Genomic DNA, 18,895 nt, shown 5'->3' with positions numbered 1-18,895 from the left:
TGAACACGATAATGAGATCCATAGCATGGGTAACCGACAGCACGAGTACGATCGATCCTGAATTCGCCAAGGAAAATCATATTTATATTGTACCTTTGAGGTTGATACTTGGACAGGAGGCGTACAGGGAAGGAATTGACATTTCGGCAGAGGCCTTTTATGAAAGAATGAAAGATGAACCGAAAGTCAGCAGTTCACAGCCTCCGATCGGTGAATTCATCGAATTATATGAATCCCTGAAAGTGAAGTATGATGATATTATCGCCATTCACTGTTCATCCGAGCTCAGCGGAACATTGAATTCATCGATGCAGGCGGCAGAGATTGCCGAGGTACCCGTGGTTGGCATCGATTCTCAAGCGGGAGCGTTTCCGGTACGCGAAATGATCATGTCCGGGATTCACTGGCATAGCCAAGGGGATACCGTGCAGATCATAAAAGATAAAATCCAGTCCATGGTGCAAAACATGTCGTTCTACCTTATTCCCGCAAGCCTGCACCGGCTTCACAGCAGCGGCCGGGTATCCGGCACCCAGCTTCTTCTCAGCAACCTGCTCCGCATTCATCTGCTGCTGCGTTTTGATGAAGGCAAGGTCATTGTGGAAGAGAAGATCCGGACGTTCAAGAAGGCCAAGCAGAGAATGCTGGAACTTATGAAACTGGATTTACAGAAAATTAAAAAGGTCTGCATCATGCACGCAAACAACGTCGAAGTTGCCGAAGAAATCCAGAAGGAGATCAGCGGGGCCCATCCGGCGTTAAAAACCGAAATCATGACTTTTATTCCTGTTGCGGGCATTCATGCCGGCGAAGGGACCATTGCTATGTCGTGGATTAAATATCATCCTGCTTATTCCTAGTTATAGTACAGACCCTGCCTGCAGATACTATCTGCAGGCTTTTGCTTGTTTATCGATTCTATACGACCTTTGATGGTTGTATATGTAGTAGGAGATGATTCCAAGGAAAGGAAGGATGCTAACATGAAGGTGATTATCACGCAAGCTGAGGCGATGCAAAAGAATATATGGGATGATATTATGCTGATGTTCGGAAGAACGGATGAGGATGAAGTGTGGGAGACGGAGCAGTTTATATTAACAGAGGAGCAAGCCCGTAAGCTCGGATTGCTTAAATAGGCGAGCAAGGGCCGCTGTCGATGCGGCTCTTGCTTCTTCTTGGGCGGACAGCTTCAGCTGGTTTGGGCTGTAAGGAAATCATGTTATGATGGAAGGACTCTGTGGAACAGAGGACGAATATAGTATTGTGAATTTGAAGGAAGGTGACAATGTTGAAGCGTACGACAAAATGGATGTGCTTAACGATGTTGGTTGTCATCTTGCTATTGGCTGTGGCAGGTTGTCGGGACGGAGCCGAACCCAGCAACCTCGGAGATAACGGATCAGGAGCTTCGCCGCCCGGGCAAGTGCAGGAGCCGCAGACTCCATCTCCAGAAGATGAAGACGGGACACCGCCTCCATCAGACAGCACGGACAGCGAAGGGAATCTGCCTGAGAACGAGACGGATGATGCGGTAGCCGAGCTTTTGAATAGCATGACCGTCAAGGAGAAGATCGGACAGCTGGTGCTGGTTGGAATCGAAGGGACTGCCCTGGATAATACCTCGCGCAGGTTGCTGGAGGATTACCATGTCGGCGGATTTATCTTTTTTAAGGATAATATCGAGAGCGCGCAGCAGTCAGTAAAGCTGTTCAACGATCTGAAGGAAGCCAATGCTGCGAATCCGGTGCCCCTGTGGCTGAGTATAGACGAGGAGGGCGGACGGGTTACGCGTTTTCCCGATGAGTATGTAAAGCTGCCGTCAAGCGGCAAAGTCGGAAGCAAGGGGGATCTTGCGCTGACGAAGCGTGTTGGCGGTCTTATCGCGCAGAAGGTAGCGGGACTCGGGCTCAACATGGTATTCGCCCCGGTGTTGGACATTAATAGCAACCCGAACAATCCGGTCATCGGCGATCGATCCTTTGGCAATACAGCAGAAACCGTAAGCACGCAGGGGATTGCCTCCATGAAGGGGATACAGGAGCATGGTGTCGTACCTGTAGTGAAGCATTTTCCAGGGCATGGCGATACTTCGGTCGATTCCCATCTCGGTCTGCCCGTTGTTAATCATGATCTGAAGCGTCTGCATGAATTGGAGCTGGTACCGTTTCAACAAGCGATTGATGAAGGGGCCGATGTGGTTATGGTTGCGCACCTGCTGATGAAGAGCATCGATCCGGATACGCCATCCTCCTATTCGAAACCCGTGATAAATGATTTGTTAAGGGAAGAAATGGGGTTTAAGGGTGTCGTTATAACGGATGATATGACAATGGGGGCTATTTCCGGCAGTACGGACGTAGGAGAGGCTTCCGTGAAGTCCGTTGTCGCAGGGAGCAACATGATTCTGATCGGACATGAATATGCATTGGAGGAAGCCGTCATTCAGGCATTGACCGAGGCTGTTGAGAGCGGCGTGATCCCGGAAGAGACGCTGAATGACCGGGTGAGGGCCACGCTTGAACTCAAGCACAAATATCAGCTGAGCGATGAGCCGGTGAAGGCTCCCGATGTGAAACCGCTGAATCAGAACACGAAAGCTGTACTAGATCAGCTTAAATAAACGTAGCATATGTAGTGTAAGAAGATGAACTTGTACTTGTTCGCGAAGGGGCAATGACTAGTTCCCTAAGGCAGATTTGGAGCATAAAAAACCCGGTCTCAGGGTGAGATCGGGTGAGATGAACTAGAATATATTAGAAGTTGATATAGTGTGAAAAATATGCTAGAATGAAGGATAAATAACTATTGGCTTAATATCATAATAACCTAATGCTAGATTAGCATGAAAATATGGGATTGTCAACAGGGGGGCATAGAATGGAGAACCGTCAAAGTGCGGATTTTGCATTGGAACGAGAGGTTACGGATACAGAGAAAGCGGCTAATTCTCCGACAGAGGATTTTTCGGTTCATGACGATCTCTCACTTCCACCAGGCATCAAGATTAGCGATCCGGTTCGCATGTACCTGAAAGAAATCGGTCGTGTTCCCCTCCTTACAGCCGATGAAGAAGTGGAACTGTCCAAACGAATAGAGGAGGGAGATGAAGAAGCGAAACGCCGTTTGGCTGAAGCGAATCTTCGTCTCGTTGTAAGTATAGCAAGACGCTATGCTGGTCGGGGAATGCAGTTCCTTGATCTGATACAGGAAGGCAATATGGGCCTGATCAAAGCGGTGGAGAAGTTCGACTACTCCAAAGGCTTTAAGTTTAGTACGTATGCCACTTGGTGGATTCGTCAGGCGATAACCCGCTCGATTGCTGACCAAGCAAGAACCATCCGGATCCCGGTGCATATGGTAGAGACGATTAATAAGCTCGTCCGTGTCTCCAGGCAGCTCCTTCAGGAGCTGGGGCGCGAACCGACACCGGAAGAAATCGGTAAAGAGATGGATATCACGCCGGAAAAAGTACGTGAGATCCAGAAGGTATCCCAAGAACCTGTGTCCCTGGAAACGCCGGTCGGCGAGGAAAGCGACTCCAACCTGGGTGATTTCATTGAGGATCAGGACGCATTGGCACCGGCAGATGCCGCGGCGTTTGAGCTGCTGAAGGAACAGCTGGAGGAAGTGCTCGATACGCTCACCGAGCGTGAAGAGAATGTGCTCCGGCTGCGCTTTGGACTTGAGGATGGACGGACCCGAACTCTGGAGGAAGTAGGGCAGGTGTTCGGCGTTACGCGTGAACGCATTCGGCAGATTGAGGCGAAGGCGCTTCGTAAATTGCGTCATCCGAGCCGCAGCAAACGTCTCAAGGATTTCCTTGAATAAATCCTGGGCACGAATAAAGTGATTATGAATGAATCCCTTGGTTACGGTCTACGGGCTGTAATCCAGGGATTTTTTGCTATTTAGCCAGGATTCCTCCCCAGATTGACACCACCTAAGCAGTTGGATCATAATGATGTAACATCCCCACATTTAGTAAGGATTGTTGTGCCTAATGTGAAGAATAGGGAGTGACATGTCTACGATGACTTTACATACATCTGCTATAGACCGATTGTGCAAGCGCAATGTGGAGCTGTCTGCTTTTTCGACGTATGGGATCGGCGGTTCAGCCAATTATCTGGCCCTGCCTGAAACGGCAAATGATCTGGCGGATCTCCTGCAGGACTGCAGGAAACGCGGGATGCCATGGTACATCTTTGGAATGGGCTCCAATATCCTGTTCCCGGATGAACCGAAGCATGATCTGGTGTTTATATCGCTCAAAAACCTGGTGGAGCTGCGGGTGTCGGGAGATAAATGGTACGTTTCATCCGGCGCGCCGATGTCTTTGCTGTCCTTAATGGGTTTAATGGGCGGAACGGATTTGCTCGACTTTACTTTTTTGCTCCCTGGCTGCGTAGGGGCCGGCATCTATATGAACGCCAAATATAATGCGCGCCAAATCTGCGATATTCTGGATACAGTCTATTATATTGATACGATGGATTCGAGCTTAAAGGTACAGTCCATTACCGTGGCGGACTGTTTATTTGCATACAAGCAATCCATCTTCCAGCAGCACCCTTGGATCATCGTAGGGGCCGATCTCAATATTCCGGTCAGCTCGGAGGAGCAGATCAGCATGACGTCTGAGCTGCTTACGGAGTGGAAAACTCGCGGCAGCCATCCATCATCATTGCCATCCTTTTTCTCATTCTTCCTGGGTGAGGTACACGCGTTGGCAGGAAGGGGAATTGAGACGCCCCAGTCGATGCTTGACATCATCAAGTACCGGACGAGTAAACGCCATTTCGATTACCCGTCCTGCGGTTCCGTATTCAAAAATAATTATGATTACGGGGTAGCCGTCGGCTCGCTTGTGGATCAGCTGAATATGAAAGGAACCGAATATGGCGGCGCGATCATCTCTCCGCATCACGGTAACATGATTCTGAACCAGAAGCATGCCAAAGCAACGGACATCCTGTACTTGATGAATCTGATCTCGGAGTCGATTAACAACCATTTTGGATTCGTTCCGGAACCGGAAATTGTACTGGTATAACACAGCCGGAAAATAATCTCTGTAAAGGAATTGGAATAAGTAGAATTTAACGATATAATCAGATAGGTGATCATCTGTTTATCGATATAAACGATGAAATTCTTGTTGCGAGAGGGGCATTACACATGGCTAAAACATTAATTTTTGGACACAAAAATCCGGATACGGACACGATCTGCTCTGCTATTGCTTATGCTGATTTGAAGAACCAGCTGAGCCTTTCCGCCGAGCCTGTACGTCTAGGAGACGTTAACGGTGAAACGCAATATGCGCTCGATTACTTTAAGGTAGAAGCACCTCGTTTCGTTGAGACGGTTGCAAACGAAGCGCAAGAGGTTATTCTCGTGGACCATAACGAGCGTCAGCAAAGCGCAAGCGACATTGATCAGGTTCGCGTGATTGAGGTTATCGACCATCACCGCATCGCGAATTTTGAGACAAGCCATCCGTTATACTACCGTGCTGAGCCTGTCGGCTGCACAGCTACCATTCTGAACAAGATCTACAAGGAAAAAGGTGTGGCCGTTCGCAAAGAAATTGCTGGCCTGATGCTGTCCGCCATCATCTCGGACTCCTTGTTGTTCAAATCCCCAACCTGCACGGACGAAGATATCGCAGCAGCTCGCGAGCTGGCTGAGATCGCTGGCGTGGATGCGGACAGCTATGGATTGGAGATGCTCAAGGCAGGTGCCGATCTGAGCGACAAAACCATCGCGCAATTGATCTCCCTGGACGCCAAGGAATTCCAAATGGGCGGAGCCAAAGTGGAAATCGCCCAGGTTAACGCGGTCGATACCAATGATGTATTGTCCCGTCAAGCCGAACTCGAAGATGCGATTCAAGCGATTATCGCCGACAAAAATCTTGACCTGTTCGTCTTCGTTGTGACGGATATCCTGAACAACGATTCGATCGCTCTTGCACTCGGTAAAGAGTCCAAAGCTGTTGAGAAAGCATATAATGTGTCTCTGTCAGAGAACAAGGCCCTTCTTAAAGGTGTGGTTTCCCGCAAATCGCAGATCGTTCCTGTTCTGACCGAAGCATTCAATCAATAATATAGGGTGAGTATCAACAAGCCTGCCATCGACTGAGGAATCAGCGGGGTGGGCTTGTTTTATATTGTGGGTGTTTCCTGGTTCATCCATAACAGAAGATCCTTCATCGTTCCCATACTTAAGCGCTTACGAAGATTGAAATATTGTAATGAATTTACATCGAATTGACATCCTTTTTACCAAGTGGGCTCTTATAATAAAGATATAAATGATAAAATACATATACGTTTCAAATATCCAGGAATTGGGTTAATCATGTTTAATGAACAATGTCGGGTTGGGTTCACGAGCTGAATCTATTCAATAGAAGGATGAAGAGGGAGCGATGAGAAGATGAAGAAGTCGGCTTGGAAATTGGGAGCAATGATGCTGCTGGTACTGATCATGATGACAACCGTTGGCGTAGCCTCAGGCAACAATTATGAGCCGGTTCCGAAAGCTTCGAATCAGGAAGCTGTCTATATCAACGGGCTTGAGATTAGAGACGGCAAAGTCTATCTGCAAGTCGATCCGATTGAATGGTACGAGGGAGAAGAAGCGAATCAGGTGTTCCGCGAACGGGAGCAGGACCCTGAGATGACGGAGGCTCCGGACGGCTATTATATCGTAAACGATACGGAAGAACAGATTGAACTTCCTGTGGCAGACGATGCAGAAGTGTTGCTTCAGTTGTACGATCATACCGGACGGTATGAGGATGCTCAAATTTCCTGGAACCAGATGGTAAGCCTGGACAAATTCACGAACATCTACAAAAAGGATGATATCGTAGACATGAAATGGTTTCCGTTTCATATCACCATTGAAGATGGCGTCGTTGTGAAGATGATCCAACAATACGTGCCTTAATATGGATGATAAATAGAATATACGAATGATAAAGAGCCGCTTCCCATTGGTTATTCCTAACCGATGGAGCGGCTCTTGTGTTAAGAGATAAGAAAGTATAAACATCCGTGGCTTAGCATCCTTATCTCGCAAGAAAAACTTCCGCTACATGCGGTCTGTCTACTGAGAAAGTACGTCGATAGACGTTTCTCTTATCCAATGACCAAAGGGTCAAGCGCAAGCGGGAACTTTACCGGCTGTGTTTCATCGGTTTGAGTTTGCCATTCACCACATCGCTGACAAATGGAGCAATTCTGGATTTGCGATCCTCGTATTCTTCCTTCGTCAGCTTGCCTTCGGTCAACTTCTGATCCAGGCGCTTCGTGAGTGCCTCGACTTGTTGATCAATGACGGACTGGACGGGCACGCCTTGCTCCTTCGCGATCTGAGCCAGTGATTTTCCGGATTGGAGCGACTGCTTGAGTGCTTCCGGTGTCGTCTTCAGAAGCTTGGCCAGTTCGGCGCTATCCGAGATCAGCCGGCCATGACGCTGGTGCATCCGCTGCTGATGCCATCCGCCTTTGGCGTCAAGCAGCTTGTCAGCCGCAGCGGAGTAATCGATGGATTTGCCCAGCTGCTTCGGATGCGAGGAGATTTTATCCTTCAACAGCTCAACGATCTTGGCTTTCATGGCATCTCTAGATATACCTTGTTCCTTGGCGATCTCCGCGAGCGTCGAGGTTTTGAGTTTATCTCGAAGAACTTGCGGTTCCAGCTTCAGAAATTCGGAGATTGCCTTGAACATATGACCGGGTTTATGTTGCCCGCGTTCGTCTTTGGAAGAAGGAACAGCCGGTGATTCGGTTTGCTGTCCGATCGGTTCCGCCGAGACCGAGACGGGAAGATAAGCGAGGCCCATGACTACAGCGATGGCGACAAGCACCAGTCGCTTCACTGACTTCAAGTGGGTTGTCATTGTTGTTTACCGCCTTTCTAGATGTTGGTCTTACAGTTCTTCATTCTTTCCCGCTAAACTGAAATCATCCTTAAAATAACCTTAAAATAGGATGAAAATACATAAATTTCATATCGGGTGGTGAAAATTGGCCATTCTATGAAACTATCGACTCTTCTCTGCTAATATGGTATCATGGAGTCTTGATAACGTACTAAAGTGAAAAAGCAGTTTTGCATAGGATATGGATTCCTCTACATCCTGAATTTGGCTGCGTTTAATGTCTACGAGGGGGATTTTTTGGTGAAAAAGATAGCATCAGTATTAGCAGGCTTCATGCTTTTATTAACCGTAGTCGGCTGTTCAAGCTCAGCAAGCGGTGGCAATGAGCTGGTTGTCGGAATCGATGACAAGTTTGCGCCCATGGGCTTTCGTGACGAGAGCAATGAAATTGTCGGCTTTGATATCGATTATGCTCGTGCAGCAGCTGAGAAGATGGGCAAGGAAGTCAAGTTCCAGCCTATTGACTGGAAATCGAAGGAGTCCGAACTTAGCAGCGGCCGCATTGACTTGATATGGAACGGCTATACCATCACCGATGAGCGCAAGGAGAAAGTGTTGTTCACCAAGCCTTATCTGGAGAATAGCCAGGTCGTCGCTGTGCTGGCTGATTCGGATATAACTTCGATCAGCGATTTGGCAGGCAAAGAGATCGGATTGCAGTCACTGTCCTCGGCTGCTGATGCGTTAAGCGCCAACGAGATTCACACGCAAGTGAAGAAGATCAACGAATTCCCTGACAATATGCTGGCTCTGAGCGATTTGAAGAATGGGCGCGTAGAGGCTGTGGTCATAGACGAAGTCGTCATGAAATACTTCATGTCCAAGGAAGAGGGAATATATAAGATTCTTGAGGAATCCCTGGCGCCGGAGCAGTACGGGATCGGGGTTAAAAAAGGCAACGAGGAGCTGCTTCAAAGCCTGCAAAAAGCACTGGACGAAATGAATGCCGATGGTACGGCAGCCAAGATTTCCGAGAAATGGTTTGGCGAAAACAAAGTGTTGAAGTAAAATGCTTCACAAGGATGGTATTCATCCTTTCATAGGTATTCCAAGAAACCGGACTTTGACCAAAGGCTCCGGTTTTGTGTTCCCCATGGGTCTACGATATTTTTGAAGAACTTCAAGCATCTCAAGAAGTTTTTCCATTAGGAGTTAAGCGTATATGAGTATGGATTACATTGTTCAAATCGGCAAACCGATGCTGGAGGGCGCACAGACCACGATACTGTTGTTTTTAATTGCTATCCTGGTCTCTATCCCGCTCGGGTTTGTGTTCACGTTAATGGTTCGAAGCGCAATCAAGCCGCTGGCTTGGTTGGCCAATGCCTATATTTATGTGTTTCGTGGTACCCCGCTGCTGCTGCAGCTGTTGTTCTTTTGTTTCGGGCTGCCAGTGCTGCCCGTGATCGGAGAGTATCTCGTTCTGGACCGTTTTGTAGCCGCATGTTTGGCATTTGTGCTAAACTATGCCGCTTATTTTGCGGAAATCTTCCGGGGAGGCCTTTTGGCGATTGACAAGGGTCAATATGAAGCGTCCAAGGTGCTGGGTCTGAACCGTTGGCAAACGACCACGAAAGTAATTCTGCCCCAAATGTTTCGCGTAGCCCTGCCGGCGGTATCCAACGAATCCATTACGCTGGTAAAAGATACGGCGCTGCTGTATGCCGTAGCGGTTCCGGAGTTACTGCACTTCGCCTATACGGCGGTCAATCGCGATGTCACGATTATGCCGTTTTTCATTGCAGGTGTAATATACCTGCTAATGACGCTAGTGTTAACCATGTTGTTTAAGTTTCTGGAACGCCGATTTAAATATGAATAGAAGGACTGTCGTGTAATGGCAATTATCGAAGTAACCCATGTAAAAAAATCCTTCGGCCAGCTGGACGTGCTGAAGGACGTCAGCTTTGAAATTCAGAAGAATGAAGTGATTGCCGTCATCGGACCTTCCGGTTCGGGTAAGAGCACCATGCTCCGGAGCCTGGTGCATCTGGAGGAGATTAATGGCGGATCGATCAAGCTGCAGGATCAATATCTCGTGAAGGATGGCGTGTATGCCAGCCCGCCGGGGATCAAAGCGATCACATCCAGGATGGGCATGGTATTCCAGCATTTCAACCTGTTTCCTCATCTCACGGTAGAGGAGAATCTGGGACTGGCACCTAAACATGTAAAGAAACAATCAAAGGAAGAAGTTAGGTTAAACAGCGCCGCTCTACTGAAGAAGGTCGGTTTATCTGATAAAGCAGATGTATACCCCGGGAATCTGTCGGGCGGACAGAAGCAGCGTGTGGCCATTGCGAGAGCACTGATGATGAATCCGGACATCATGCTGTTTGACGAACCGACATCGGCGCTGGATCCCGAGCTGACCGGCGAGGTGCTGGCGGTTATCAAGCAGCTGGCCGAGGAGCATATGACGATGGTGATCGTCACGCATGAGATGAGTTTTGCCAAAGAAGTGGCGGACCGAATTATCTTCATGGATAACGGACAGGTCGTCGAATCCGGCACGCCGGATCAAATATTTAACCAACCGAAGGCAGAGCGGACCCGGGAATTTTTAATCCGGGCGACGCGTTGAAGAGAGACTGGCTCAGAGCCCGATCGGAAGATCGGCTTGGGCCGGTTTTTTTATTGGTGAAAAATAAGGCTATTTCGTGAAAGCGTTTAAATTACGGGTTGACGGAATACGGTTTGGTCGATATCATTGTTTTAAAGATTATTAAACTGTTTCATATAAACATCTATAAAATAACGGCGAGGAGCGGAATAAGTCATGAGTCATGTTATTACCATTCATTCGGATTTATCCAAAGGCAAGATCAACCGCAATATTTATGGTCATTTCTCCGAACATCTGGGTCGCTGCATTTATGAGGGCATATGGGTGGGGGAGGATTCACCGATTCCGAATACGGAGGGGATCCGCAATGACGTACTGGAGGCGCTGAAACAGCTTAAAATACCGGTGCTGCGCTGGCCTGGCGGTTGTTTTGCCGACGAGTACCACTGGAAGGACGGCGTCGGTCCGCGAGAGAATCGGAAGCAAATGGTCAATACGCACTGGGGCGGCGTTGTGGAGAACAACCATTTTGGCACCCACGAATTCCTGCGTCTTTGCGAGCTTCTGGGTTGTGAACCATACATATCGGGCAATGTCGGCAGCGGCACCGTGCAGGAAATGTCGGAATGGGTTGAATATATGACCTTTGATGGTGTGTCGCCGATGGCCGCATGGCGCCAGGAGAATGGCCGCGAGAAGCCATGGAATGTCAAATATTTTGGCGTCGGGAACGAGAACTGGGGCTGCGGCGGCAATATGCGGCCGGAGTATTATGCGGATCTGTACAGACGCTATCAGACTTATGTTCGCAACTATGGCGACAACAAGATCTATAAGATTGCCTGCGGCCCGAACGTGGATGATTACCGCTGGATGGAAATCGTGATGCGAGAAGCACATCCGTTCATGGATGCCATCAGTCTTCACTATTACACCATTCCAGGCGAATTCTGGACGGGCAAAGGCGCTGCTACCGGATTCAGCGAACAGGAATGGTTCACCACGATGAAGAAGGCGCTTCATATGGATGAATTGATTACAAGACATTCGGCAATCATGGACCAGTATGATCCTAACAAGCGGATCGGCCTTATTGTAGACGAGTGGGGGACCTGGTTTGACGTTGAGCCTGGCACCAATCCGGGCTTCCTGTATCAGCAGAATACGATCCGTGATGCTCTGGTGGCGGGTTTAACGCTGAATATCTTCCACGAGCATAATGATCGGGTGGTCATGGCGAACATTGCGCAGATTGTCAATGTACTGCAGTCCGTCATTTTAACCGAAGGCGAGAAGATGATTCTTACTCCAACCTATCATGTGTTTGATATGTATAAAGTGCATCAGGATGCAGAACGTTTGGCTACCCACTACAGCGGCGCTGATTATGAGATGGACGGCGAGAAGATTCCGCAAGTATCCGTAACGGCTTCGAAGGATCAAGCCGGCAAAATCCATGTGAGTCTGTGTAATGTGAGTCATGTGGAGCAAAGTGACGTGACGATTCAGCTTCGGGGATTAAGCGGATCGGTGTCCAAGATCGTAGGCCGGCAGCTTGCCTCCGATTCGCTGGACGCCCATAACACCTTTGAATCGCCGGAGACCCTGAAGCCGGCTGCATTCCATGCTTTTGAACAGGAAGGCGACGTTCTGCGTGCCAAGCTGGCACCGATGTCCGTTACCGTTCTCGAGATCACGGCAGGATAAACGAAGGGGATGGCGGATAATCGGTGTAAAGGTTGTCATGACGATTACCGGGTTAACGAGGAACAAATTACGCGCGTCCTATCTTCTCCTATGTTTACGTCTGACCGCTGCGTGCCGGATGGTGAGTATGATGCCCGTCTTCGTGCGTGCTTCTCTTGTCCAAAGCTGCAAGGGGACACGACCTGCACGCTGTGCGGCTGCATCGTACAGATCACTGCAAAGCTGAAAGACAAGCGATGTCCTTATCCGGGGCAGGACCGTTGGTCGGTTGCCCATAGTGCTTCATAGCCGAGTTATAGTAAGTCTGCTCTCATGGATGGATCATGGGAGCAGGCTTTTTTTCGTATGGGTGACTTTCCGTTATCTTTACAGAAACTTTCAACCTATGTTATGACTATTAGAAAAAAGATCAGCAGGATAGGGTGTGAACATGAAAAGAGGGAGCTTTCTATACTACTGGACCGCGCACTCGAGCATTTCGCTGGCAGGCGTTGTCTACATTATGGTACTGACTACCTTTATGTATCAAGAATCCGGATCGGCCTTTATTGCCGCGTTGTTCCCGCTGTTTAACGCAGTCGCACGGTTTGTCGCCGGTCTTACGGCTCCGCTTGTCATGGAGAAATTCGGCTTCTCCAAGCTTCTGGTAAGGCTTCAAGTCATGAAAGCTCTGTTGTTAACCGCATTGGTCATTGCATTTCCATACATATCATCTGAGGTTTCCATACTATGTATGTTTATCTTGTTCATTGCTTTTACCGAAGGATGGGGAAACCCGCTCATCCAGTCCATGGTTCCGAGACTAGTTGCACCTGACCGATTGGTTAAGGCCAACAGCTCACTATCCGTGACCAGCCAATCCTTGCAGATTGCAGGATATACCTTTACGGGCTTTCTAGTTGTACGGTTTGGACATATGCCGACTTTAATCATGAGCTGTGTACTCATCTGGGTATCCGTCTTTTCCCTTTGGATCGCAGCGCGCTCCATGAAGGCGAAGGAACCGGCTGCAGCTGGACGAGCGAAACCAAGCTGGGAAGTGATTCGTGAAGGCTGGTTCTACCTGTGGAGAAATCCTACATTAAGAATCGTCACGATGATGGATATGATTGAAGGGATTGCCGGAACCATCTGGGTAGGAGCGATCACGCTGGTGTATGTCAAGGAAGTGCTGCATCAAGGCGAAGCTTGGTGGGGATTCATTAACGCCAGTTATTATGTAGGCGCCATTGTGGGTGGGTTACTGATGCTGCTGCTGTCTTCCTTTATCCAGAAGAATCTGATTCCATGCATGGCCGTAGGTTCCGCGGTGTTCAGTTTGCTTACCCTGTGGTATGGCCTGAACAGTATCCCGATCGTGGCTTTGATCCTGTGTATAGCAATGGGACCGGCCTACCAGCTGCGGGATGTGGCTCAGCAAACCGCGCTCCAATCCAGTGTAAATCAAGAGAGTCTGCCGAAAATTTACGCTTCGCGTGATATCTTGCTATCCACGGTAACGAGTTTATCGATTGCCATAATTGGTCTAATTGCGGATACACTCGGCATTCGCATGGTGTACATTGCAGGTTCAATCTGTATTGCGATATCCGCAGGATTGTCGTTTACGCTCCTGAGATTGCAAAGGAATTCGGCTTTAGAGGCAGAAACGTGCGGCAGCAACTTTTCATAACATGTTATAAAAAGAGCCGTACCTGGATCAGGATCATGGGAGACTGATCGTCAGGTACGGCTTTCTTTAAGATATAGAAACTTCGAAGGATCTGCTGCCTGATATCGCAAGAAAAACTACCGCTAAACGCGGTCTGTCCTCTTTGAGAGTACGTCGATAGACGTTTTTCTTAAATGAGGTGTCGCCTCGGATTACCGGCGAGCCTTTGCGATTACTTTAGGCTTTATTCTTCTTGCTGAACAACGAATCAACCGAGAGCAGGCTGCTGCCGCTAAGGGCAAGGTGAACAGCCATTGCCAGCAGCGCTATATCCAATTCATAGCCACCCAGGAAGCCCATGCCCAGCTTGGCCTGAAAAATAGCAACGACAAGCACAATGCCAAGAACAAGAGAGGCAATTCTCGTTCCCAAACCGATAATCAGTGCAATACCACCCACAATTTCGATAATGGCCACAACGGTTGCCATAAATGCGGGGATTCCCAAACTGGCGAAAAAGCCCTCGATATTTCCGATGCCGCTCTGGAATTTATCCAAACCGTGAGCCAAAAAGATGACCCCCAGAATAACCCGAATGATGAAAGTACCCGTAGAAGAATAACTACGCATGAATGGTAACAGCTCCTTATTATTTTTAAATTTGTTATCAACTAACTTTTGTATAGCTGAAACTATAGATTGTATCATACTCAACAATGCTGTTAATTGTCAAGTAACTTACTAAAAATAATCAAATTCCACTATTTAGTGTTTTGGACGGTATTCCGTCGGCGACTGCCCGGTCCAGCGGCGGAATTGCCTTGAAAAGTGGCTGGCTGAGCGAAATCCGAGTTTGTCGGCGATCGCCGTCATTGGCAGATGGGTCGTGACCAACAGCTCCTTGGCTAGGGTGAGCTTTTGACGGCTGATATATTGTCTTGGTGATATTCCGTAAACCTGGCGAAACAACTTGCTGCATTGGCTGCGGCTTAAATTAAGCTCTTTGGATACCGCTGCGACAGAGATTTCCTCTGTGAGCCCCGATGATAGTTTCTCTTCAATGGCATGCGCTGCATCGGCAGCAAGCAAGGAAGGCGGTTTGTGCGAGCCTGATACAGCCTGTGTCGACGAAGGCAGCTTGACTTGGTCCTGCACCTTCAGAAGAGAGAGCACATCGTGGATGATAAGCAATGTATAGGATTGGAGCAGCAGTCTGTCTTCAAAGGTAAGATTGTATTCGGCTCTCGGATTCTCCGAGAGATGCGATTGGGCTGCCGGCTGACTGCGCCGAACGATCCCCTCCAGCTCTTTTACGTATGTATTCAGATTGCTGTGCTCGCTTTCCTGTTGACGAATGTGGCGGTAAGGGGCAGCGGACAATGAGCTCCGAATTTCCTGATCATCGAGATCAAAATGAACATTGAAGTATCCATACGGTCTGTTGGCCAGATTAGTTGTTTGATGGGGCACCCCGGATTTGATCAGAAGCCATTCCCCTTGCCGCAGCGTAAAGGACTCACGATGAATTTCCTGCAAGACCTCGCCTTCCAGACAGTACAGCAGCTCGAACAGGTGATGATGATGCCTCGGATAACTCCAGCCGGGCGGCTGGGAATCAAAATGGCATCCCGTTACCTGAAGCGTGTGAATCATATTGGGAAAGCGAAAAGCGATATCCATAATGGGCAGGCTCCTTTGGCATCGAAAATTCCATTGATTATGCCATCTATTTTATCATAATAGGATCATGCGAATTGGAAAATTCGGCACAAAAGGTATAAAGAATGATCCATTTGGAGATTGAGCCGCACGAGGTTTTGATAGATGATGACAATAGCAAGCGAAATGATACGAGCAGGGAGGAAACAGGATATGAAAGCTCAATTGAAAGCGGTTAATCAACAGTTCGTGCTCGGGGATGAGCCGATACAGATTCTGTCAGGTGCCGTACATTATTTTCGGATCGTACCGGAATATTGGGAAGACAGACTGATGAAGCTGAAAAGTTGTGGATTGAACACCGTGGAAAGCTATATTCCGTGGAATTTGCATGAACCCAAGGAAGGACAATTTGCGTTTGATGGCATCGCCGACTTGGAGAAATTTGTCCAAATCGCCGGTGATCTCGGGCTGCATGTGATACTTCGGCCGAGCCCTTACATATGCGCCGAATGGGAATTTGGAGGGCTTCCGTCCTGGCTGCTGCAGTATCCGGATATTCATCTCCGATGCATGGATCCGGTGTTTCTGGAGAAGGTTGATCATTATTATGATGAGCTGATTCCGCGGCTGGTTCCGTTATTAACCTCCAAGGGAGGTCCGGTGATTGCCATGCAAATCGAGAACGAGTACGGGAGCTACGGAAATGATACGGCATATCTGGAGTATTTGAAGGATGGCTTGGTCAAGCGGGGCGTAGATGTACTGCTGTTCACTTCGGATGGTCCCACCGACGGCATGCTGCAAGGCGGAACCGTTCCGGGGGTGCTCGCCACCGTCAATTTCGGTTCAAGAACGAAGGAGGCGTTTGATAAACTGCGGGAATATCGCGCGGAAGACCCTCTGATGTGCATGGAATACTGGAATGGCTGGTTTGATCATTGGCTGAAACCGCATCATACCCGGGACGCGGATGATGCCGCCGCTGTGTTCAAGGAGATGCTGGACTTGAATGCATCCGTGAACTTCTATATGTTTCATGGCGGAACGAATTTCGGATTTTATAACGGGGCGAATTTCCACGAGAAGTATGAGCCGACGATAACCAGCTACGATTATGATGCGCCTCTTTCGGAGTCCGGGGATGTAACAGCTAAATTCGAGGCTATTCGCAGCACGATTGCGAAGCATCAGGGGAAAGAGCCCTCCGATTTCCCAAGTCTGCCTCAGCCCGTCAAGAAAAAAAGCTATGGTTCGGTTCGCATGACCCATTATGCCGACTTGTTGGAGCATCTGCCGGTGCTATCCGAGCCGGTGAAAAGTACGACACCTGTACCGATGGAACTGCTGGGTCAAAGCTATGGCTTCATCGTTTATGCAACGGATATCTCCGGACCTCGTCAAGGAGAATCGCTGTATCTACAAGAGGTGCATGACCGGGCCCAGGTATTCCTGGACGGTAAGTATCAGGGGACGGTTGAACGCTGGAATCCCCAAGCCCTGCAGATCGATGTTCCGGCAGCCGGGGCGAAGCTGGAGATCGTTGTCGAGAATATGGGGCGTATTAATTACGGCCCGAAGCTGAAGGACTATAAAGGGATCACCGAGGGAGTCCGGATGAACAACCAGTTCCTGTATGACTGGAGCATCTATCCTTTGCCGCTTGAACATCCGAATGCGGCACTGTTTCAACCGCTGGAGGGTCCGCTTGAAACGCAGGATCGTCCTACCTTCTATCGGGGTGAATTCGCGGTGGATGACATTGGAGATACGTTTATCCGCTTGGACGGATGGGGAAAAGGAGTGGTCTGGGTCAATGGCTTTAACCTGGGGCGTTACTGGGAACAGGGACCGCAGGCTGCGCTTTATCTGCCTGGACCACTGCTGAAGCAGGGCCGCAATGAAATCTTGGTGTTTGAACTCCATCATACCGAAACAACCAGCATCGAACTTGTCGATCAACCCGACTTGGGCTAATTAGGGTGTGGGTAGACAAAGGATAGTAATGAATAAAAAGGGAGCCCTCTTGTGGTCATGAGAGGGCTCCCTTTTATGTTTCAAGGAATCATAGGGTTAGACCAACTGCTTACGGACTTTTAAATAACGGTACAGAATGATGCCAAAGAGTGAGCATAGGATGGCACACAATCCGATGAAGCCATAGCCGGCCTGCAGCCCGCGCAGCAAACCGAGTTCTGTTCCGCTGCCGTACATTTGCTTGAATCCGTTCGTGATCGCTCCGATAGCGTAATTGCCGATAACGCTGCCGATTCCCATCATGGTAACGATGAACGTAATCGCGGTGTCGCTCTCTTTCGGATATCTTTTGGCAATTAGAGCCATGACCGTTGGATAAATCGGAGCAATTCCAATGCCTGCAGCCGCGAACAGGAAGGCATAGGATTCCCCGCCAAAGATCGCGACAAACGTACATACTCCGGTCAACGCGGACAGGATGATAATGGACAGCGTGAAGCCGATCCGGTCCGTTATTGGGCCAAGCAGCAGGCGTGCTGCCGAGAAGCAAAGGAAGAAGGCGGACAGCATCCCGGCTGCAGCCGTAGGTTCCCATTTGTACGATTTTTCAAGAAAGTTTACGAGCCAACCGCCAACGGCCATCTCCGATACGACACCGAAGGATAGAATCATGACAACAAGCCACAGCGCGGGATCTTTAACTAATAACTTGAGCGGAGTTCGTTCCGTTTCGGATAGATCGTCCCCGGGAAACTTACTCATGAGTGCCGGTATCATCGGCAGTATGGATAACATCAGCATGGCCAGATACATGCCCCGCCAGTCCAGCGTGTGATTAAACACGGTTACCGTCATGAGGCCGGATGCAATCATTGGTGCCACGGTTGAACTGATTCCGTAGAAGAAATGGGACAGGTTCATCATCGTGCCTGTGTTTCGCACAAAGATCCGGGCCGCCAAAATGGCGAGGCCGATCTCCAGCATACCGTTTCCAATGTACATGAAGAAGTAGGATGCGGTAAACATCGGGTAGCTGTGCGACAGGAAGATGAACACACCCGAGATGGCCATCGAACCGAAGGCAGCCATACTGACCCACTTGATCCCGATCTTCCGGGTTAACAGCGCGGTGAAAGAGCAGGCAATCAAGTACCCGAGCGCGTTCAGCGATAGCAAGGTGCCGATCTGCATTTCATCCAGGTGGAAATCGAATTGAATCCTTGGAATGGCGGGCCCCTTAATATTTTCCGAAATTCCGAAAATGATAAAGCCGAGAAAAATGGTTGCTAAATGAAGGGTGTAGTCTTTGCTGAATTTAGGTTTTGTTTTCGTTTGAAGGTCTGTATTCACGGTTATTCCCCAATCGTCATCGTTGAAT

Annotated in this window: 18 protein-coding genes; 14 read left to right on the top strand and 4 right to left on the bottom strand. The window is 48.9% G+C overall.

Annotated elements, in window-relative coordinates:
* The first annotated feature begins 11 nt into the window (after positions 1-11).
* The 7 genes from OHJ21_RS12320 (at position 12) to OHJ21_RS12290 (ending at position 6,960) form a co-directional block, all read left to right on the top strand.
* Positions 12-860 carry a DegV family protein gene (locus OHJ21_RS12320; RefSeq protein ID WP_100537904.1) on the top strand — a complete coding sequence of 283 codons (849 nt, stop codon included), beginning with the start codon at positions 12-14 and terminating at the stop codon, positions 858-860.
* Between the two features lie 123 nt (positions 861-983).
* Entirely contained in the window at positions 984-1,139 is a 156-nt protein-coding gene (locus tag OHJ21_RS12315) for a hypothetical protein (RefSeq protein WP_164817406.1), read from the top strand.
* Between the two features lie 149 nt (positions 1,140-1,288).
* The gene (gene nagZ, locus OHJ21_RS12310) at positions 1,289-2,623 is read left to right on the top strand and encodes a beta-N-acetylhexosaminidase (RefSeq protein ID WP_100537903.1); all 1,335 of its coding nucleotides are present in this window, start codon (positions 1,289-1,291) and stop codon (positions 2,621-2,623) included.
* A gap of 257 nt (positions 2,624-2,880) precedes the next feature.
* On the top strand, positions 2,881-3,831 hold the full coding sequence (gene rpoD / locus OHJ21_RS12305) for an RNA polymerase sigma factor RpoD (RefSeq protein WP_076322045.1): 951 nt from the start codon (positions 2,881-2,883) through the stop codon (positions 3,829-3,831).
* A gap of 202 nt (positions 3,832-4,033) precedes the next feature.
* Entirely contained in the window at positions 4,034-5,056 is a 1,023-nt protein-coding gene (locus OHJ21_RS12300) for a UDP-N-acetylmuramate dehydrogenase (protein WP_326120226.1), read from the top strand.
* 125 nt (positions 5,057-5,181) lie between these two features.
* Complete coding sequence (locus OHJ21_RS12295) at positions 5,182-6,111, top strand: manganese-dependent inorganic pyrophosphatase (protein WP_100537901.1); 930 nt, start codon at positions 5,182-5,184, stop codon at positions 6,109-6,111.
* Between the two features lie 333 nt (positions 6,112-6,444).
* Positions 6,445-6,960 (top strand): hypothetical protein, encoded by a 516-nt coding sequence (locus tag OHJ21_RS12290; protein WP_100537900.1) that lies wholly within the window; start codon positions 6,445-6,447, stop codon positions 6,958-6,960.
* Between the two features lie 229 nt (positions 6,961-7,189).
* Here OHJ21_RS12290 and OHJ21_RS12285 read toward each other — a convergent pair whose 3' ends face one another.
* Positions 7,190-7,915, bottom strand: a complete 726-nt coding sequence (locus tag OHJ21_RS12285) for a hypothetical protein (protein ID WP_100537899.1) — start codon at positions 7,913-7,915, stop codon at positions 7,190-7,192.
* A 282-nt stretch (positions 7,916-8,197) separates the two neighbouring features.
* Here OHJ21_RS12285 and OHJ21_RS12280 point away from each other — a divergent pair, with 282 nt between their 5' ends.
* From OHJ21_RS12280 to OHJ21_RS12255, 6 genes are all read left to right on the top strand, one after another.
* The gene (locus OHJ21_RS12280; protein WP_127592358.1) at positions 8,198-8,965 is read left to right on the top strand and encodes an amino acid ABC transporter substrate-binding protein; all 768 of its coding nucleotides are present in this window, start codon (positions 8,198-8,200) and stop codon (positions 8,963-8,965) included.
* Between the two features lie 154 nt (positions 8,966-9,119).
* Positions 9,120-9,779, top strand: a complete 660-nt coding sequence (locus tag OHJ21_RS12275; RefSeq protein WP_113058793.1) for an amino acid ABC transporter permease — start codon at positions 9,120-9,122, stop codon at positions 9,777-9,779.
* Positions 9,780-9,794: 15 nt separating this feature from the next.
* Positions 9,795-10,541: an amino acid ABC transporter ATP-binding protein gene (locus OHJ21_RS12270; RefSeq protein WP_486020179.1), complete on the top strand. Its 747-nt coding sequence runs from the start codon at positions 9,795-9,797 to the stop codon at positions 10,539-10,541.
* A 195-nt stretch (positions 10,542-10,736) separates the two neighbouring features.
* On the top strand, positions 10,737-12,230 hold the full coding sequence (locus OHJ21_RS12265) for an alpha-N-arabinofuranosidase (RefSeq protein ID WP_486020178.1): 1,494 nt from the start codon (positions 10,737-10,739) through the stop codon (positions 12,228-12,230).
* Positions 12,231-12,320: 90 nt separating this feature from the next.
* Complete coding sequence (locus tag OHJ21_RS12260; RefSeq protein WP_347708112.1) at positions 12,321-12,518, top strand: DUF6171 family protein; 198 nt, start codon at positions 12,321-12,323, stop codon at positions 12,516-12,518.
* 142 nt (positions 12,519-12,660) lie between these two features.
* The gene (locus tag OHJ21_RS12255) at positions 12,661-13,902 is read left to right on the top strand and encodes an MFS transporter (protein WP_486021036.1); all 1,242 of its coding nucleotides are present in this window, start codon (positions 12,661-12,663) and stop codon (positions 13,900-13,902) included.
* A 216-nt stretch (positions 13,903-14,118) separates the two neighbouring features.
* Here the strand turns inward: OHJ21_RS12255 and OHJ21_RS12250 are convergent, their stop codons facing one another.
* Entirely contained in the window at positions 14,119-14,511 is a 393-nt protein-coding gene (locus OHJ21_RS12250) for a DoxX family protein (protein ID WP_100537892.1), read from the bottom strand.
* Between the two features lie 135 nt (positions 14,512-14,646).
* Positions 14,647-15,561: an AraC family transcriptional regulator gene (locus OHJ21_RS12245; RefSeq protein WP_100537891.1), complete on the bottom strand. Its 915-nt coding sequence runs from the start codon at positions 15,559-15,561 to the stop codon at positions 14,647-14,649.
* 192 nt (positions 15,562-15,753) lie between these two features.
* On the opposite strand from OHJ21_RS12245, the gene OHJ21_RS12240 reads away from it, so the two are divergent.
* The gene (locus tag OHJ21_RS12240; protein WP_486020177.1) at positions 15,754-17,517 is read left to right on the top strand and encodes a glycoside hydrolase family 35 protein; all 1,764 of its coding nucleotides are present in this window, start codon (positions 15,754-15,756) and stop codon (positions 17,515-17,517) included.
* A gap of 96 nt (positions 17,518-17,613) precedes the next feature.
* Here OHJ21_RS12240 and OHJ21_RS12235 read toward each other — a convergent pair whose 3' ends face one another.
* Entirely contained in the window at positions 17,614-18,867 is a 1,254-nt protein-coding gene (locus tag OHJ21_RS12235) for an MFS transporter (protein WP_326113120.1), read from the bottom strand.
* Positions 18,868-18,895: the final 28 nt, after the last annotated feature.

It is taken from the genome of Virgibacillus sp. LDC1 (assembly GCF_025792345.1).
GTDB lineage: Bacteria > Bacillota > Bacilli > Paenibacillales > Paenibacillaceae > Paenibacillus_AQ > Paenibacillus_AQ lautus.
Note: the sequence above shows the minus strand (reverse complement) of the source record. Positions and strands in the feature narration are given on the sequence as shown.

Bases quoted from the DNA above. Each gene is read 5' to 3' on its own strand.
- OHJ21_RS12320 (WP_100537904.1), top strand. From the start codon at position 12: ATGAGATCCATAGCATGGGTAACCGACAGCACGAGTACGATCGATCCT.
- OHJ21_RS12315 (WP_164817406.1), top strand. From the start codon at position 984: ATGAAGGTGATTATCACGCAAGCTGAGGCGATGCAAAAGAATATATGG.
- nagZ (WP_100537903.1), top strand. From the start codon at position 1,289: ATGTTGAAGCGTACGACAAAATGGATGTGCTTAACGATGTTGGTTGTC.
- rpoD (WP_076322045.1), top strand. From the start codon at position 2,881: ATGGAGAACCGTCAAAGTGCGGATTTTGCATTGGAACGAGAGGTTACG.
- OHJ21_RS12300 (WP_326120226.1), top strand. From the start codon at position 4,034: ATGACTTTACATACATCTGCTATAGACCGATTGTGCAAGCGCAATGTG.
- OHJ21_RS12295 (WP_100537901.1), top strand. From the start codon at position 5,182: ATGGCTAAAACATTAATTTTTGGACACAAAAATCCGGATACGGACACG.
- OHJ21_RS12290 (WP_100537900.1), top strand. From the start codon at position 6,445: ATGAAGAAGTCGGCTTGGAAATTGGGAGCAATGATGCTGCTGGTACTG.
- OHJ21_RS12285 (WP_100537899.1), bottom strand. From the start codon at position 7,915: ATGACAACCCACTTGAAGTCAGTGAAGCGACTGGTGCTTGTCGCCATC.
- OHJ21_RS12275 (WP_113058793.1), top strand. From the start codon at position 9,120: ATGAGTATGGATTACATTGTTCAAATCGGCAAACCGATGCTGGAGGGC.
- OHJ21_RS12270 (WP_486020179.1), top strand. From the start codon at position 9,795: ATGGCAATTATCGAAGTAACCCATGTAAAAAAATCCTTCGGCCAGCTG.
- OHJ21_RS12265 (WP_486020178.1), top strand. From the start codon at position 10,737: ATGAGTCATGTTATTACCATTCATTCGGATTTATCCAAAGGCAAGATC.
- OHJ21_RS12260 (WP_347708112.1), top strand. From the start codon at position 12,321: ATGTTTACGTCTGACCGCTGCGTGCCGGATGGTGAGTATGATGCCCGT.
- OHJ21_RS12255 (WP_486021036.1), top strand. From the start codon at position 12,661: ATGAAAAGAGGGAGCTTTCTATACTACTGGACCGCGCACTCGAGCATT.
- OHJ21_RS12250 (WP_100537892.1), bottom strand. From the start codon at position 14,511: ATGCGTAGTTATTCTTCTACGGGTACTTTCATCATTCGGGTTATTCTG.
- OHJ21_RS12245 (WP_100537891.1), bottom strand. From the start codon at position 15,561: ATGGATATCGCTTTTCGCTTTCCCAATATGATTCACACGCTTCAGGTA.
- OHJ21_RS12240 (WP_486020177.1), top strand. From the start codon at position 15,754: ATGAAAGCTCAATTGAAAGCGGTTAATCAACAGTTCGTGCTCGGGGAT.